The sequence below is a fragment of the Polaribacter sp. BAL334 genome, assembly GCF_015767435.1.
GTDB lineage: Bacteria > Bacteroidota > Bacteroidia > Flavobacteriales > Flavobacteriaceae > Polaribacter.
The window spans coordinates 87,504-106,707 of record NZ_JADWOV010000268.1 but is presented as its reverse complement, the minus strand read 5'-3'; the positions used below and the strand labels follow the sequence as shown (position 1 = coordinate 106,707).

12 protein-coding genes are annotated in these 19,204 nt (G+C 31.6%); 6 read left to right on the top strand and 6 right to left on the bottom strand.

From position 1 onward, the window contains the following. Positions 1-149: 149 nt before the first annotated feature. The 6 genes from IU405_RS05935 to IU405_RS05910 form a co-directional block, all read right to left on the bottom strand. The gene (locus IU405_RS05935) at positions 150-1,316 is read right to left on the bottom strand and encodes an acyl-CoA dehydrogenase family protein (RefSeq protein ID WP_197437695.1); all 1,167 of its coding nucleotides are present in this window, start codon (positions 1,314-1,316) and stop codon (positions 150-152) included. A gap of 17 nt (positions 1,317-1,333) precedes the next feature. Beyond that, positions 1,334-2,236, bottom strand: a complete 903-nt coding sequence (locus tag IU405_RS05930) for a helix-hairpin-helix domain-containing protein (RefSeq protein ID WP_197437694.1) — start codon at positions 2,234-2,236, stop codon at positions 1,334-1,336. A gap of 13 nt (positions 2,237-2,249) precedes the next feature. Beyond that, on the bottom strand, positions 2,250-3,950 hold the full coding sequence (locus tag IU405_RS05925; RefSeq protein ID WP_197437693.1) for an alanine/glycine:cation symporter family protein: 1,701 nt from the start codon (positions 3,948-3,950) through the stop codon (positions 2,250-2,252). Between the two features lie 91 nt (positions 3,951-4,041). Next, on the bottom strand, positions 4,042-4,947 hold the full coding sequence (locus tag IU405_RS05920; protein WP_197437692.1) for an SDR family oxidoreductase: 906 nt from the start codon (positions 4,945-4,947) through the stop codon (positions 4,042-4,044). 2 nt (positions 4,948-4,949) lie between these two features. After that, complete coding sequence (locus IU405_RS05915; protein WP_197437691.1) at positions 4,950-5,948, bottom strand: potassium channel family protein; 999 nt, start codon at positions 5,946-5,948, stop codon at positions 4,950-4,952. Between the two features lie 3 nt (positions 5,949-5,951). Further along, on the bottom strand, positions 5,952-6,179 hold the full coding sequence (locus IU405_RS05910) for a PspC domain-containing protein (protein WP_410896743.1): 228 nt from the start codon (positions 6,177-6,179) through the stop codon (positions 5,952-5,954). A 112-nt stretch (positions 6,180-6,291) separates the two neighbouring features. Here IU405_RS05910 and uvrA point away from each other — a divergent pair, with 112 nt between their 5' ends. The 6 genes from uvrA (at position 6,292) to IU405_RS05880 (ending at position 19,081) form a co-directional block, all read left to right on the top strand. After that, positions 6,292-9,114, top strand: a complete 2,823-nt coding sequence (uvrA, locus tag IU405_RS05905; protein WP_197437689.1) for an excinuclease ABC subunit UvrA — start codon at positions 6,292-6,294, stop codon at positions 9,112-9,114. A gap of 20 nt (positions 9,115-9,134) precedes the next feature. Further along, entirely contained in the window at positions 9,135-9,842 is a 708-nt protein-coding gene (locus tag IU405_RS05900; protein ID WP_197437688.1) for a TIGR00730 family Rossman fold protein, read from the top strand. Beyond that, complete coding sequence (locus IU405_RS05895; RefSeq protein ID WP_197437687.1) at positions 9,842-11,125, top strand: T9SS type A sorting domain-containing protein; 1,284 nt, start codon at positions 9,842-9,844, stop codon at positions 11,123-11,125. The genes IU405_RS05900 and IU405_RS05895 overlap by 1 nt, the downstream gene beginning before the upstream one ends. A 22-nt stretch (positions 11,126-11,147) precedes the next feature. Continuing rightward, positions 11,148-13,937 (top strand): aminopeptidase, encoded by a 2,790-nt coding sequence (locus IU405_RS05890; RefSeq protein WP_231749570.1) that lies wholly within the window; start codon positions 11,148-11,150, stop codon positions 13,935-13,937. Positions 13,938-14,080: 143 nt separating this feature from the next. Then, complete coding sequence (locus tag IU405_RS05885; RefSeq protein ID WP_197437686.1) at positions 14,081-16,534, top strand: thiamine pyrophosphate-dependent enzyme; 2,454 nt, start codon at positions 14,081-14,083, stop codon at positions 16,532-16,534. A gap of 126 nt (positions 16,535-16,660) precedes the next feature. Further along, positions 16,661-19,081 (top strand): zinc-dependent metalloprotease, encoded by a 2,421-nt coding sequence (locus IU405_RS05880; protein WP_197437685.1) that lies wholly within the window; start codon positions 16,661-16,663, stop codon positions 19,079-19,081. Positions 19,082-19,204: the final 123 nt, after the last annotated feature.

The following is a 19,204-nucleotide window of genomic DNA, read 5'->3' as shown; positions in this document are numbered from 1 at the left end:
AACTTAATATGAATTGGCAATTATGAAATTTAAATTATTTAAATACTGTTTTTTAAATTAAAAACTAAGTAGCTGGTTTATACTCTTTGCTATCGATGACTATTTTTGAAATTGGAAAACAATTTTCGCAAAAATAATCATCAAAAAAACTAAGTCGCTGGTTTATACTCTTTACTATCGATGACTATTTTTGCGATAATCTCTTTTAAGATTTCAGAAGTTCCTCCTCCAATTGGGCCTAATCTGCTATCACGAAATAAACGTGCCATTGGATAATCTTCCATATAACCATAACCTCCTAACAATTGAAGTGCATCATAAATGACTTCATCTGCAATTTTCGTTGATAATAATTTAGACATACTTGCTTCCTTCACCACATATTGTCCGTCATTCAATCTTTTTGCAATAGAATAATTGTATTCTTTACACATATCAACCTGACTTGCCATTTCAGCAATTTTATGTCTTAAAGCCTGAAATTGGTCAATTGTTTTACCAAAAGCTACACGTTCTTTCATATAATTTATAGCATAATCCAACGCATATTCTGCTCTTGCATGTGCATTAATTCCCATAATCAAACGCTCTAAAGCGAAATGTTGCATGATATAAGGAAAACCTTTTCCTTCTTCTCCAAGTAAATTTTCTGCAGGAATCACTACATTGTCAAAAGCGATTTCGCCAGTATCAGAAGCTTTCCAACCCAATTTATTCAATTTTGTTGATGAAATTCCTTTCGTATTTCTATCCACAACAAAAATGCTTATACCTTTATATTTATCTGAAGTATCTGTTTTTGCAGCTATTATCAAATAATCTGAATAGACTCCATTTGTAATAAATGTTTTTGATCCATTCAAAATATAATGATCTCCATTTTTGATGGCTGTTGAACGCATTCCAGCAACATCACTTCCTCCAAAAGGTTCAGTAATACATAAACAACCAATCATTTCACCTTCAACACTTGGTACTAAATATTTTTGTTTGATGGCTTCACTTGCTTCTTTATTTAGATGTGTCATTGCCAAATATTCATGAGCCCACATTGCTGCTGCAAATCCACCAGAATTTATTTTTTGCAATTCTTCTAAGAAAATTACGGTATAAAAAAGGTCTAAATCCAACCCTCCATATTCATGTGGTGTTGACAATCCGAAATAGCCCATTTCTCCAAATTTCTTCCAAATAAAGCGTTCAATTGTTCCTGTTTGCTCCCATTTTTCAATATGTGGTGCAACTTCTTTCTGTAAAAAATCTTTAAAACTCGCACGAAATGCGTGATGCTCTTCTGTAAAGTACATGCTATTCATTTGATAAAATGAGTTAATTATTCAGCGTGCAAATATAAGACTAATCTATTGTATATATCTAATGGAAAATCCTCGATATTTTTTAATTCTGATATTTTTTGAATTTCTGCAACCTCGTCTTTATAATCAAAAATTTTCTTGCAAAGAGTATAATTCATGTAAGGAATTCGCAATAACTCTTTGAAAGATAATGAATTAATATTGACTGTTTTGATGATTGGTTTTTGTTTGACGGTAAACGTTTCAAGTGTTTTATCGGCAATTTCTTTTTGCAATCCCCAAACTTCATACAATTGCTCATTCAAAGTAAATCCTTGTAATTTAGAACGATACTGAATAATACGTTCTGCCGTTTTTTCACCAATGCCACTTATATATTGTAAATCTGCTGAAGTTGCTTTGTTTAAATCGTTTGTTGATACATCATTTTTAGCAGTTTTCTTATAGTTTTGATAGGTGAATTTGTCAGAAATTGAATTTTCTTTTTGATACTGATGTTGTTTTTCTACCCAATCAGGAAACTTGAAAAAAGGAGCAATTTTTGCCAATAAACTATCTGAAATCTTTGTCACGTTTTGAAATTCTTTTCTAGAATTTACGAATTTCCCTGTTTTTCTGAAAGTTACTAATCTGTCAATTTCTTCTAAAGACATTCCTAATTGTTCGCCTTTAAAATCGGTTATATAATTTGGATTGAATGGAAAAATTTTAGGTTTTCTGGATTCAATTTCAACAGCTTTCAAACTGTCAATTTGATTTTGAAATGCCAAAATTTCAGGATTTTCAGTGGCTATTTTTTCATCAGAAGAAAAAACGTCCATAAAAATCAACACTTGCAAAACAATGATGATCAATCCCAATAAAAAAATCCCATTTCGTTGGCTTTTATTGTACCAGAAATGGGATGTAAAAATTTTCATAAAAATAAAAGTTTTATGACTCTATGGCCTCTTTTTTCATTTTTATGGCATCTAAATAACGATTCAATTGTTTTTTTACAACTGGCGTTAAAAGAAATAATCCAATCATATTTGGGAAAACCATTGCAAAAATCATTGCATCAGAGAATGCCCAAATTGAATTCATACTTGCTGCAGCACCAATTATGATAAAAGTACAAAATAAAAATTTGTACATTAAATCCGCTTTTGGACCTCTTCCAAACAAATACTTCCAAGATTGTAAACCATAATAAGACCAAGAAATCATTGTAGAAACAGCAAATAGAACTACGCAAATTGTTAAGAAAATATCTGAGTAAGGAATGTATTGTGCGAATGCTTTTGAGGTAATTCCTGCACCTTCAAATGGCATTCCGTCAATATAAACAATTCCAGAACCATCACCACCATATTGAAATGCACCACCCATGTTAAAAATTATAATTACGATAGCCGTCATTGTACAAATTACTACAGTATCAATAAATGGCTCTAACAATGCTACTAAACCTTCAGAAGCAGAATATTTTGTTTTTACAGCTGAATGTGCAATAGATGCTGAACCAGCTCCTGCTTCATTAGAAAAAGCAGCTCTCTTAAACCCAACTAAAAGTACACCAATAACGCTACCCACGCCAATAGCAGTTGGATTAAAGGCTTCTGAAAATATCAAACTTATTGCATCATCTAAAAATGAGAAATTTGCTAAAATAATATACACACAAGCAAATATGTAAAATATTGCCATGAAAGGAACTACTTTTTCAGTCACTGTTGCAATTCTTTTAATTCCTCCAATAATAATGATCCCAACAACGATTGCCAAAACTAATCCTATTATTGCTCCAGCACTTGAACTTTGCAATCCTAATAAATCTTTAATTACAACAGTTGCTTGGTTTGATTGAGCAGCATTCCCACCTCCAAAAGATCCACCAATACAAAAAATTGCAAAAATAACAGCACTTATTTTTCCAAGATTCTTCATCCCTTTTTCTTTCAATCCTTTACTCAAATAATACATTGGACCGCCAAAAACAGTTCCGTCTTTTCCTATATCTCTGTAATGAACTCCTAATGTACACTCTACAAATTTTGTTGACATTCCTAAAAAACCACAAACAACCATCCAAAATGTAGCTCCAGGACCACCCAAAGCAATTGCCAATGCAACTCCTGCTATATTTCCATTCCCAACAGTTCCTGAAACTGCTGTTGCTAATGCTTGAAAATGAGAAACTTCACCTGCACTTGATTCATCTCTAATTGTTTCTTTGATATCACCATCAATTTCTAAATCGCTATGAATACTTTCTAAATTATTTATGTGATCTTCAATATCATCTACTTTATTTAAATCAACACCTTGAGCAATTCCGTTTTCTCCATATAAAATTGATGCTCCATGCTTTTCAATATCTTCGTATTTCCCTCTTACAACATTGATTGCTGTCCAGAAATGTCTAATATTTGGAAAAGAAAAATAAATGGTAAAAAATGCAGCACTTCCTACCAACAATAAAAGTACAAAAGGGATATCTGGATCTTTCCAAACTGGGAAGAAAATAATGTTGCTAAAAAAATCTGAAATTGGCTTAAAACCCTCATCAATCTTTTGATCTAAACCTTTTTCTTGTGAGAAAATAAAAAATGGAACTACTAAAAATAATAACGAAAGAAGTTTTTTCTTCATAATACTATATTCTAAATTAATTTTTTGATTCTTATTTGAGCACGCAATATCTTAAAAAAAAGCCCTTATCGCAACTTTTTATTATGAAATATCAATTTTTTGCTAAGATTTCTTTAAATCTTTGTAAATCTTCTTCAAATGAATGAAACTTCATTCCTAAAACTTCACTCGATTTTGTCAAATCAAATCCCGTTTTAGGAGGTCTTTTGGCTTTTTGATTTAAAACTGTAGATGTGGTTGGTTTAATCAATGATTGATTTAAACCAAAAACAGTGGCTATTTTTTGAGTAATTTCGAATACACTCAACAATTCTTTGGATGATATATGGAAAATTCCTGTCGCTCTTTGATCAATCGCTAATTTGCAAGAAAGCGCTAAATCATCCACAAAAGTTGGCATTCTGTATTGATCATTAACTATGGTAATTTCTTTACCGTTTTCAAGCATTTCTTTCACCCATAGAACGATATTGGTTCTGCTCATGTGAAATACTTTTCCATATACTAGAATAGTTCTTATAATAGCAAAATCAATATTGGAATTGAGTAAAATTTCTTCTGATTTTACTTTTGAATTCCCATAATAACTCAATGGATTTGGCTGATCTGTTTCTTTATAGTAACCATTTTCTCCATCAAAAATAAAATCTGTTGACAAATGAATAAGATGGCAATTTATAACTTCAGCCACTTCTTTTAACCAAACTACAACCTCAACATTGAGCACATCACATTCCTTTTTAAATACCTCACAATCATCAACTTGTGTCATTGCAGCAGTATTTACAATAACGTCAGGTTTTATTTTTAAAAGTGTTTTTTTAAGATTTTCTCTTTCTGTAATATCAATTGAAATGTATTCAAAATCTTTTCTTCCGCTTCTATTTTCTCCTTTCGAAAATCCTATTACTTGATAATCATCTTTGTACTTTAGAAGTAAATTTACTAATGACTGCCCTAATAATCCATTACTTCCAGTGATGATAATTTTTTTCATTCTTAAAATAATTCTCTTAATTTTTTAATTTGTTCTGGCCTTCCTAAAACGATTAAATGCGAACCTTCAACCAACGTTAAATTTGCATCAGGATTTATGATATAATCTTTATCCGGATTTCTATATCCAATTACAGTACAACCTGTTTTTTTCCGTAAATCTAAATCTAAAATGGTTTTATTTTTATAAATTTCAGGTAAATCATCAACAGATATTTCTTCTAAATTTGCAGTAGTTTCTCCTTCAAGCGTTAATCTATCCACAAATTCGATAACATCAGGCGTAACTACTAATGAGGCCATGTGCTCACCACCCAATTTATCTGGCATAATTACATTATCTGCACCTGCAATTTTTAATTTACTGTACGAACTTTCATTACCAGCTCTACTTATAATTTTACACTCTTTATTTAACTGTCTAGCACTTAACACTACAAATAAATTATCAGCATCCGAAGGTAAAGCTGTGATTAAATTTTTGGCATTGGTGATTCCTGCTTTTAGTAAAACTTCATCTGTAGTGCCATCTCCCATAATATTTAAAACACCTTCTAAATCGAGTTTTTCAATCAAATCTTTATCTTGTTCAATCACTACATAATCTCTTTGATAACTTTTTAATTTAGCAATTGCTTGCTTTCCATTTCTACCATAACCACAAATAATGGTATGACCTTTTAAATTACCAATTTTTTTCTCCACTTTTTTATGTTTAAAATGATTAAATAATTTTCCACTCACTAAATATTCAGAAAATGATGAAATAGCATACCCAAAAATAGTAATGCTAGTTAAAATCAAAAAAATTGTAAATATTTTTTCTTCAGCCGAAAAAGGCCTAACTTCACCAAAACCAACTGTTGTTACTGTAATTACAGTCATGTAAATAGCATCAATAAATGTGTAATTTGAGAGCAACATATAACCAACTGTACCCACTGTTAAAATGGAAAAAACCAACAGCGCTATTATATTCAATTTTGAATTTAAAATTCTCATAGTTTATAAATCAAAAACCGAACTCCTTTTGGTATAAATCAAATCTTTCAATTTTATTAAAAAAGCAAATGTTAAATAAAATCCGAAAGACAAACCAACTGTAAAAAAAGTAATGTAAATAAAATAAATACGAACATTTTTCGCTCTCATTCCCAATCTATCAGCCAATCTTGTAAAAACGCCAAATCCATGACGTTCAAAAAAATAGCGAACCGAATGTATAAATTTCATCATATTTATTTTGGCTGCAAGATACTATTTTCCTTGTATTTGTTATTTACATTTCATTTAAAATTGATAGAATATTGAGTAACTTTGCACTTTTCCATAAAAAAATACATTTTTGAAAAATCAAGAATACATAGAAGTTTACGGAGCAAGAGTCCATAACTTAAAAAACATTGATGTAAAAATACCGCGCGAAAAACTAGTAGTAATTACAGGTTTGAGCGGAAGTGGAAAATCATCTTTGGCTTTTGATACGATTTATGCTGAAGGTCAAAGACGTTATATCGAGACTTTTTCCGCTTATGCAAGACAGTTTTTAGGTGGATTAGAAAGACCTGATGTTGATAAAATTGATGGACTTTCGCCAGTGATTTCTATCGAACAAAAAACGACCAATAAAAGTCCAAGATCTACTGTTGGAACCATTACCGAAATTTACGATTTTCTACGTTTGTTGTTTGCAAGAGCTGCTGATGCATACTCCTATAACACTGGAAAAAAAATGGTTAGCTATTCTGATGAACAAATTAAAGAGTTGATTTTATCAGATTTTTCTGATAAAAAAATCGCTGTTTTAGCACCTTTAATTAAATCAAGAAAAGGACATTATAGAGAGCTTTTTGAGCAAATATCCAAACAAGGTTTCTTAAAAGTTCGTGTTGACGGTGAAATCAGAGATATTGAAAAAGACATGCGTTTGGATCGTTATAAAATGCATGATATTGAGGTAGTTATTGATCGATTATTAGTCAATACTTCTTCAGAAAAAAGATTGGAAGAAACTATAAAAACGGCACTTTACGCTGGAGATAATATCTTGATGGTGATTGATGTTGATGAAAATCAACCTCGTTATTTCAGTAGAGAATTGATGTGCCCTGAAACCGGAATTGCCTACCCAAATCCTGAACCCAATACGTTTTCATTCAATTCACCAAAAGGTGCTTGCGAAACCTGTAATGGATTGGGAATTACGAATGAAATCAACTTGCAAAAAATAATTCCTGATGATACTATTTCCATAAAAAACGGCGGAATTATACCTTTGGGAGACCAAAAAAACAGTTGGATTTTTAAGCAAATTGAGCATATTGCAGAGCGTTTCAATTTCAAATTGACAGATGTCATCAAAGACATTCCAAAAGAAGCTATGGAAATGATTTTACATGGTGGAAACGAATCTTTTCAAATTGCATCTAAAGCAGCTGGTGTTACTAGAAATTACAAAATTGATTTTGAAGGAATCATTTCATTTATTGAAAATCAGCACAATAACGCAGAAAGCACTAGTATAAAACGTTGGGCAAACAGTTTTATGGATGAAATCACCTGTAAAACTTGCGAAGGAAAACGACTTAAAAAAGAAGCACTTCATTTTAAAATTACTGACAAAAATATCAGTGATTTAGTGCAAATGGACATCACAGAACTGGCAAATTGGTTTGAAAAAATTGAATCAAAATTGTCAAAAAAACAACAGCAAATTGCTTCAGAAATTTTGAAGGAAATTCGCACAAGAATTCAGTTTTTAGTAGATGTTGGATTGGAATATTTAACCCTTGACAGAACCTCAAAATCTCTTTCTGGTGGTGAAGCCCAAAGAATTCGATTGGCAACACAAATTGGATCGCAATTAGTAGGCGTTTTATACATTTTGGATGAACCAAGTATTGGTTTGCATCAACGTGACAATCAAAAATTGATTGATTCTTTGGTAAAATTAAGAGATATTGGCAACTCCGTTTTGGTTGTTGAACATGACAAAGACATGATTGAACATGCTGATTATGTGATCGATATTGGTCCTGGAGCTGGAAGACATGGAGGTCAAATTGTAAGTGAGGGAACGTTTGCTGAACTAAAAACTCATGATACCTTAACTGCAGATTATTTGACAGAAAGAAGAAAAATTGAAGTTCCAAAAACAAGGCGTGAAGGAAATGGAAAATTCATCAAACTAAAAGGTGCCTCAGGAAATAATTTAAAAAATGTTTCTGTTGAATTTCCTTTGGGAAAAATGATTTGCGTAACTGGTGTTTCTGGAAGCGGAAAATCGACTTTAATCAATGAAACATTATACCCAATTTTAAATGCTCACATTTATAGAGGGGTAAAAAAACCAATGCCGTATAAAAAAATTGAAGGTTTGGAACATATTGACAAAGTCATCGATATTGATCAATCGCCTATTGGAAGAACACCTCGTTCAAATCCTGCAACATACACCAAAACTTTTGATGAAATAAGAACTTTATTTGCGCAAACTCCTGAAGCTGCCATTCGTGGCTACAAACCTGGTCGTTTTTCATTCAATGTAAAAGGCGGACGTTGTGAAACTTGCGAAGGTGCAGGAGTTCGAATTATAGAAATGAATTTTTTGCCAGATGTCCATGTAGAATGTGAAACTTGTCAAGGAATGCGTTTCAACAGAGAGACTTTAGAAGTTCGTTTTAAAGGAAAATCAATTGCAGATATTTTGAATATGACAATTGAAGATGCCACTGATTTTTTTGAAAATATTCCGAAAATTCATCGAAAACTCAAAACAATAAAAGATGTTGGTTTGGGTTATATCACGCTTGGTCAACAATCTACCACACTTTCTGGTGGAGAAGCGCAACGTATTAAATTGGCATCAGAATTGTCAAAAAAAGATACAGGAAATACATTTTATATTTTAGATGAACCTACCACAGGATTGCATTTTGAAGATATTCGTGTGTTGATGGACGTGTTGAACAAACTCGCTAACAAAGGAAATACAGTTTTGATTATAGAACACAATTTGGATGTCATCAAACTCGCAGACCATATTATTGATGTAGGTTTAGAGGGTGGAAAAAAAGGCGGAACTATTTTATGCACAGGAACTCCTGAAGAAGTTGCTGAAAATAAAATGAGTTACACTGCACAGTTTTTGAAAAAAGAGTTAATTTAGAGTTTAAAAAACAACGATATATGACAAATGAAGATAGAAAAATAAGAGAAAGACTCCAACAAAAAACCTGGAATGAAATAAAAACAAACGATTCGTGGGCCATTTTTAAAATCATGGCTGAGTTTGTAGCTGGATATGAAACGTTGAGTAAAATTGGTCCTTGTGTCTCCATTTTTGGTTCCGCAAGAACAAAACCTGAAAATCCATATTATATTTTGGCAGAAGAAATTGCGTTCAAACTAACTCAAAGTGGTTTTGGAGTCATTACTGGTGGTGGTCCAGGAATTATGGAAGCTGGAAATAAAGGTGCCAACAGAGGAAAAGGATTATCTGTTGGTTTAAATATTGAATTGCCTTTTGAGCAGCATGACAATCCTTGGATTGATCGTGGAAAAAGTTTGGATTTTGATTATTTCTTTGTTCGAAAAGTGATGTTCGTCAAATATTCTCAAGGATTTGTAGTCATGCCTGGAGGATTTGGAACTATGGACGAACTTTTTGAAGCAATTACCTTAATTCAAACAAAAAAAATTGGGCGTTTTCCAATTGTTTTGGTTGGAAAGAAATTTTGGGGTGGATTAATTGATTGGTTGCATGAAACGCTCATTGCTGAAGGAAATATCAAAGAAGAAGATTTAAATTTTTTTAGATTGGTGGATACTGCTGATGAAGCTGTAGAACATTTTAATAAATTCTACGAGAAGTACAAGTTAAAACCAAACTTTTAATGCACTTTTTAAGAAAACAGCTCGTTGTTTTTTTAGTGATGTTGAGTTCTTGTTTGATTTCTCAAACAAGAATAAAAACGTTATTTTACAACACCTTAAATTATACAATTGACATTGTAAGTCAAGAAAAAACACCTTATCTAAAAACAATTTTAGAGGCAACTCAGCCAGATGTATTGATGATTTGTGAAATCAAAAATGAGCCAGCTTCTGAGTATCTTTTTGAAAATGCGATTCTTTCTTTCAATTCCAATTTTAAAAAAGCACCTTTCAAAAATGTACAATCTCCAGCAAAAGATTTGGTGCAAACAGTGTATTATAATGCAGACAAACTTATATTAGAAGCAGATGAAGTCATCACAACAAACGTGAGAGATATCAATCATTATACGTTTAAAATCAATACTGAAAATAGCGAAACAAATCCTATCAAAATAGAAGTTTTTGTTACTCACTTAAAAGCATCTCAAGGATTTGAAAACAGAATGAGTAGATTAGAATCAGTGAAAAAATTTGTACATGTATTGAACAGATTTCCAAGTAATACACCCATTTTATTTGCAGGTGATTTTAACTTTTACACCAGCAATGAAGAAGGATTTTTACAATTGATTGATGCTTCAAATCCGATTAAAATGATGGATCCAATCAACAGACTTTGCCCCACTTTTCCCGAAAATGGTATTGATTATTTTGATGAAAACAATTTCAATAGCACCTATTTCTGGAATAATTCTTCATTTTCTGATATCCATTCTCAATCTACTAGAACTTCGCAACTAAATGGTGATGGTGCTGGAGGTGGTATGGATGATCGATTTGATTTCATTATGATTTCTGAAAATTTGACTTCAAATCCTGAATTGTATTTTGTTGAAAACAGTTATAAAACTATTGGAAATAATGGAAATTGCTACAATTCGTTTGTTAGCAATCCAAATTGTTCTGGAGAATATTCTCAAAATTTAAGAGAAGCTTTGTATAATTTTAGTGATCATTTGCCCATTTCGTTAGAATTAGAAACACCTCAAAATGTATTGTCAATTTCAAAAAATAGCAATCCTGTTAAAATTTTGGGTTCAAATTTGGTTTCTGATTATTTAAGTTTACATTTAGCCGAAGAAATACAATCATTTGTAATTTATAATCAATTAGGGCAAATTGTTTTTGAACTTAAAAACAGTTCTAAATCAACGTTTAAAATAGCAATAAATTCTTATGCAAAAGGAATTTATTATTTAAAAATCAATGGTTTTAAGCCTTTAAAATTCGTGAAAATATAATTTGAAAAATCGTTATAACATATTGATTTTGTGCTTTTTGTGCTCAGTAATTTCACTAGCTCAAAATAACTCAATTGCTATAAAAGGCATTTTTAATCCCGAAAAAGATGAATTGCAAATTCAACAAGAAATTGTATTCCACAATCAATCAGATTCTATTTTTACTCATATATATTTACACAATTGGGGAAATAGTTTTAGCAGCCGAAAAACACCTTTATCAAAAAGACTGATTAAAGATTTTAAAAAAGAATTATACTTTGCAAAACCAGAAGAAATTGGCTTTACAACCATTAAAAATTTAACGGTTGATTTTGAAAATGTTGTTTTTAATGAAGTTCCAAAACAAGCTGATATTATTGATATTCAATTAAATACACCCTTAAAGCCATCTGAAAAAAGAATCATTACTATTACTTATAGTTTAAAAATTCCAGATGCAAAGTTTACCAATTATGGCAAAACAAAAACAGGATATCACCTTCGATTTTGGTATATGACTCCAGCCATTTTTCAAAATGAATGGAAATTGATGAGCAATCTAAATACAGATGATTTATTTGAAAATACTACCGATTTTACCATCGAAATTCAGGTTCCAAAACCCTATGTTTTAGAAAGCAATTTGTATCAATACGAAACCAAAAATGAGCATAAAACCGATTATTATTTGGTTGGAAAAAACAAAACGAATGTCATTTTATCTTTCAATAAAACTGCGCAACTGAAAACCTATCAAGTCAATGATGTAGCCATTTATACGGATGTTTTAAATGATAAAATTGAAGACACAAAATGTGTTGATATTTTAAGTCGGGAGCTTCTTTTCATTGAAAAATATTTAGGAAAATATCCACATAAAGAAATTTACATCGATAAAATTACTCAAGATAAAAATCCAATAGTTGGATTGAGTCAACTGCCAAGTTTTATTCGTCCATTTTCTGAGGAATTCAAATGGGATATTACGCTTTTCAAAGCCTTGTCAATAGCTTATTTAGAGAATAGAATGTTTCTAAATTTAAGAGAAGAATATTGGCTTATGGATGGAATTCAAAACTATTTGATTATTGAATATATTGAAACGTATTATCCAGAAATGAAATTATTGGGGAAAATTTCGGAGAAATGGTATTTGAAAAATTTCAATATTTCTAAATTGAAATTCAATGAAAAATATCCATTAATTTATCAATTTGTTTCCAGACAATTTTTAGATCAAGCTTTAGATACCCCTGTAGATTCTTTGTCAAATTTCAATCGAAAAATTGCGAATAAATACAAAGCTGGTTTGGCGATAAAGTATTTAAAGAATTATTTGGGAGATTCTATTTTGAATAGCAGTATCAAAGAATTGTATCAAGAGAAAAGTACAAAACTAATTTCTACTGCTGATTTTAAGGAAATTATTACAAAAAAAACGACCAAAAATTTAGATTGGTTTTTTGAAGATTTCATAAAAACCAATAAAAAAATCGACTACACAATTGACGATGTTTTTGTTGAAAAAGACAGTTTAAAAGTAACTATTAGAAACAAACGGAATATCACAACTCCAGTATTATTGTATGGTTTGAACGATAAAGAAATTATCTTTAAAAAATGGTTTACAAATATTGATGACACAACAACAGTAAATATTCCCAATCAAAACATCAACAAAGTTGCATTGAATTATGAAAATACCTATCCAGAGCTGAATACACTTGATAATTGGAAAAGTTTAGAGAAAAAAATATTCAATAAACCCTTAAAATTCAACTTGATTAAAGATATTGATGACCCATACTACAATCAACTTTTTTACCAACCAAATATCAGTTATAACTTTTACAATGGAATAATATTGGGTGTTAGATTACATAACAAACCTCTAATAAAAAGAAATTTAGAAGCTTCAATTGCGCCTGCTTATGCTACAAATAGCGGAACTGTAATTGGTCAATTTTCAGTATTATTAAATCAATATTTTGAAGAAACTTCCATTTACAGAATTCGTTATGGTATTGCTGGATTGACTTTGGATTATGCACCAAATTTATCTTATAAATCTTTAATGCCATTTGTAAACATGGAATTTAAAAGAAAAGATTTAAGAGATGCTACTTCCGAAATTTTAAGTGCACGAATGGTTCATATTGATAAAGAAGTTTCGCCAAATACTATCAAAACAGATCAAGATAATTACAATGTGTTAAGCATCAATTACAGTTTTATCAATCCTGATATTATCAAAGAATTTCGATATAATTTCAGTGCAGAAATTGCTCAGAATTTCTCAAAAATTGCAGCAGATATTCGCTTTCGTTCATTAACAACTTCAGACACTCAGCTTGATTTCAGACTTTTTGTGGGTACTTTTTTAAGCAATAAAACGACTGGAGACTATTTTAGTTTTGGTTTAGACAGAGCCAATGACTACTTATTTCAACTCAATTATTTTGGGCGTTCTGAAGATTCAGGAATATTTAGTCAACAATTTATCATTGCTGAAGGAGGATTCAAATCAGTATTGCCAACAAGATTTGCCAATCAATTTATGGCGTCATTCAATTCCAGTTTTGGATTGTGGAAATGGGTTGAATTTTATAACGATGTTGCCTTTTTAAAAAGTAGAAATTCTCCTGTTTATTTTGCTTACAACAACGGAATCCGTTTGAATTTTGTGCATCAAATCTTGGAAGTTTATTTTCCTTTATACTCCAATAATGGTTGGGAAATTTCACAAGGAAATTATCAAGAAAAAATTCGATTTACGTTCACTGCTGATTTAAATGCTATTTTTAACTTTATAAGGAGAGGAATTCTGTAAATTCAAACAAATCGGTTTTTATTATATATTTTACAACAATAATTTAAAATTTGTTATAAATATTATCAAATTCTTAATTTTTGCATATATTTTTAAATATCGATTAAAAAATTTTATATTTGTTGCTGTTAAAATTAAAATATATGTTGCAAGAAACAAATACTGCTACTTCCAAAGAAATATCATTCAATGATTTTAAAAAAGAAGTTTTGAACGATTATAAAATCGCAAAGATTAGCAGAGAATGCAGTTTGTTAGGCAGACGTGAAGTTTTAACAGGAAAAGCCAAGTTTGGAATTTTTGGTGATGGAAAAGAAGTGCCACAATTAGCCATGGCAAAAGCGTTTAAAAAAGGAGATTTTAGATCAGGATATTACCGAGATCAAACCTTTATGATGGCACTTGGTGAATTGACTGCACAACAATTTTTTGCAGGTTTATACGCTCACGCAGATATCAATGCAGATCCAATGTCCGCAGGAAGACAAATGGGAGGCCATTTTGCAACGCATAGTTTACATGAAGATGGAAGTTGGAAAAACCTGACAAAACAATACAATTCAAGTGCTGATATTTCACCAACTGCAGGTCAAATGCCGCGTTTGTTAGGATTAGCGCAAGCATCCAAAATATATAGAAACGAAAAAAGTGTTCAAAAAAACACCCATTTCTCCATCAATGGAAATGAAGTTGCTTGGGGAACTATTGGAAACGCAAGTACAAGTGAAGGTTTATTTTTTGAAACCATCAATGCTGCAGGAGTGCTACAAGTTCCCATGGTAATGAGTGTTTGGGATGATGAATATGGAATTTCTGTTCATGCAAAATATCAAACTACCAAAGAAAGTATTTCAGAAATTTTAAAAGGATTTCAACGAGATTCAACACACAAAGGGTATGAAATCATTGTGGTGAATGGTTGGGATTATGTGCAATTGATGGATGTGTATCAAAAAGCGGCTAAAATAGCTCGTGAAGAACACGTTCCTGTATTGATTCATGTAAAAGAATTGACGCAACCTCAAGGGCATTCAACCTCTGGTTCTCATGAACGATACAAAGAAAAAGAGCGTTTGGAATGGGAAAAAGACCATGATTGTATCACCAAAATGCGTGAGTGGATTTTAGATTTTGAGTTGGAAACAGAAAATGGGGAAGTTTTACGTTTTGTAGATTCTGAAGAAGAATTGATTCTTATTGAAAAAGATGCGAAAAAAGAAGTAGCCAACGCTAAAAGAGATGCTTGGAATGCTTATTTAAACGAAATAAAAGCAGAACTTTCTCAAGCTGTAAAATTATTAGAAAATGCAGCTAAAAAAAGTAAAAATAGCGCATTTATCAATAAATATAAAACTGATTTAGAAGCACTTGTAGAGCCTACCAGAAAAGATGTGCTGTCTATTTCTAGAAAATGTTTACGCTATTTAAAAGACGAAGATTTTGCTGAAAAATCAGCATTAAAACAATTTATAAAATCATCCATAGCAACTGCTTTTGATAAATATTCTTCTCATCTAACAAATAATGAAGAAAATAGCGTTTTAAAAATTGCTGAAACTCTTCCTACGTTTTCTCAAGAAAAAAATAGTGTGGATGGTAGAATTGTCATGAGAGATAATTTTGATGCCCTACTTGAAAAACATCCAGAAGTATTGATTTTTGGCGAAGATGCAGGTTTTATTGGCGATGTAAATCAAGGTTTAGAAGGATTGCAAGAAAAATTTGGAAAACTCCGAATTTCGGATACTGGTATTAGAGAAGCAACTATTATTGGTCAAGGAATTGGCTTGGCAATGCGTGGTTTGCGTCCAATTGCTGAAGTTCAATACTTGGATTATTTGTTATATGCGCTTCAAATCATGAGTGATGATTTGGCAACCTTGCGTTATCGAACTTTTGGCAAACAAAAAGCGCCTTTAATTGTAAGAACTCGTGGGCACAGATTGGAAGGAATTTGGCATGCAGGGTCACCTTTAGGAGCAATTATCAATAGTTTACGAGGTATTCATGTTTTGGTTCCAAGAAACATGACAAAAGCTGCCGGATTTTACAACACGTTGTTAGAAGGTGATGATCCTGCTTTGGTCATTGAATGTTTGAATGGGTATCGTTTGAAAGAAGAATTACCCACTAATCTTGGTGAATTTAAAACGCCTATTGGTGTTGTTGAAACCATCAAAAAAGGATCAGATATGACCATTGTTTCTTATGGTTCAACATTACGTTTGGTGGAAGAAGCTGCCAAAGAATTGCAACAAGTGGGTATTGATGTAGAAATTATAGATGCTCAGAGTTTATTGCCTTTTGATTTGAATCACGATTGTGTAAAAAGTTTGATGAAAACCAATAAGCTATTAGTCGTTGATGAAGATGTTCCTGGAGGAGCAACTGCCTATATTTTACAGGAAATTGTAGAAACTCAAAATGGGTATTTGTATTTAGATAGTAAACCAGCTACACTTTCTGCAAAAGCACACAGACCTGCTTATGGCACTGATGGTGACTATTTTTCAAAACCTTCTACAGAGGATATTTTTGAAAAAGTGTATGAAATAATGCATGAGGCAAATCCTGAAAAATTTAAGAGTTTGTATTAAAATAGCAATTCATAAATGACTAAATCCCAATCAAAATTGATTGGGATTTTTTTTAACAAGTCAATTATTAAAACTAGAAGTAGTTTTTCTTATTTTAGACGTTTTAATTTTCTAATCAAATCAAACATGAAAAATATTCTACTCTTTTTGTTTATTTTAGGAGCTATTTTTAACTCTGAAATAAACGCCCAAAGAAAAAAATCAAAAGACAAAAACCAAGAGGTAATTTCAACTCCTCCTAAAAAGAAATCCCCAAGTTACAGTGATTTTGTCACCAAAAATACAATTTCTGACAAAGGATTATTCACTGTTCATGAAAATAAAGATTCCTATTTATACGAAATTCCAACATCGTATTTTGGCAAAGAAATGTTGTTAGTTACGCGTATCAGAGAATTGCCTTCTGGTTTGGGTGGTGGATATGTAAACGCTGGCTCAAAAACCAACACGCAAGTGGTTGTTTGGGAACACTATAAAAATAAGATTTTATTGAAAGTAAAATCATACAATGCCATTGCCAATGACTCCTTGCCTATTTACAAATCCGTAAAAGCCAATAATTTAGAACCGATTATTTATGCGTTTGACATCAAAAGTCAAAACAACGATTCTACAGCAGTTTTGGTGGATGTAACTTCGTTTTTTTCAACAGATGTAAAAGCAATTTCAGCTTTGTCAACCTCATTCAGAACTCAATACAAAGTCAGAAGATTAGATCCATCCAGAAGTTTTATCAACAGTATCAAAAGTTATCCTGAGAATATTGAAGTTGTGCAAGATTTTACGTTTGAAGCTGATGCTCCTCCAAGCAATGCTGCTGCAGGAACCATCACAATGAGCGTAAATCAATCCATGATTTTATTGCCCGAAAAACCGATGATGCCTAGAATTTATGACAAAAGAGTTGGTTATTTTTCCATTGGAAATGTTGATTATAGTTCAGAAGCGTTGAAAGCGGATGAAAAAAGATACATCAGACGTTGGCGTTTGGAACCCAAAGACGAAGCCGCTTACAATCGTGGAGAATTGGTGGAACCTAAAAAACAAATTGTGTATTATTTAGACCCAGCAACTCCAATAAAATTGAGAAAATACATCAAACAAGGTGTGGATGATTGGCAAAAAGTCTTTGAAACTGCTGGATTTAAAAATGCGATTGTCGCAAAAATGCCTCCAACAAAAGAAGAAGATCCCGAATTTAGCATGGAAGATATTCGTTATTCGTCCATCAGATATGTAGCAAGCACCACAAGAAATGCAGTTGGACCAAGTGTTTCTGACCCACGTTCAGGCGAAATTATAGAAAGCGATATTATTTGGTATCACAATCATTTGCGTTCGTATAGAAATCGTTATTTGTTAGAAACAGGCGCTGCAAATCCATCAGCAAGAACTTTAGATACTCCTGATGAAGAAATTGGTGAAATGATGCGTATGGTCATCGCACATGAAATTGGTCATGCTTTGGGATTGCCTCACAATATGGCTGCTAGCTATGCATATCCTGTTGATTCTTTGCGTTCAGGAAATTTCACTCAAAAATATGGCATTGCTGCAACCATTATGGATTATGCTCGTTACAATTATGTGGCACAACCTGGAGATAAAAATATTCGTTTTATCAGACAAATGGGGCCTTATGACCACTATGCCATCAATTGGGGTTATCGTAAAATTCCGAATGTAAAAAACCCTGAAGAGGAAGTAAAAACCCTAGATACATGGATTTCAGACAAAGCAAATAATCCAATTTACAGATTTGGAGGTGAATCATTTGACCCATCAGCTCAAACAGAAAGTGTAGGAAATGACCAAGTGAAAGCCTCCACTTACGGAATAAAAAACCTGAAAATCGTAGCTCAGAATTTATCAAAATGGACTTCTGACAAAACCAATAATTACGAAGATTTATCAGAATTGTATGATGAATTACTGGGAGTTTGGAGCAGATATGCAGGTCATGTTGCTGGAAATATTGGAGGTGTGTATGAATTCAATAAAAAACCGATGGAATCTGGAGTTGTTTACGAGTATGTTACTAAAGCAAAACAACAAGAATCGTTGCAATGGCTGCTGAAAAATGTATTTGAAACGCAAGATTGGTTACTAGATAAAAATATTTTAGCCAATATCAACGAAAGTGGCTACACTACAAATATGCTGAATTTACAAAACCGACAATTGAATGCACTTTTAAATGAATCACGATTGAAAAGAATGTTAGATGCTTCCGTCATTCAAAAAGATTTTTATCCAGTGGAAGATATGTTTAGAGAATTAAAAAATGGTATTTTCTCAGAAGCTAATTATACCAGTAATGTAGACCTTTTTAGAAGAAATTTACAAAAAGCATTCATTGAAAAAATGGGTGTTTTAATGTCAAATAAAAACTTACAAAACACGGATATTCCATCAATTGTAAGAGGAGAATTGGACACCATGAAAATTCAATTAACGATTGCTAAAAGTAGGTATATCAACAAAATATCTAAATATCATTATGCAGATTGCTTAGAGAAAATCAACAAAATTTTAGATCCAAAATAATCGAATCTGTTGGATGTGATTGAATATTAAAAATAGTTTGCCACGAATTCACGAATTTATTGAGTCTATAAAATCTAATAAATTCAAATTTTTCATCAAAGATGAAAAAAATTGTGATGATGA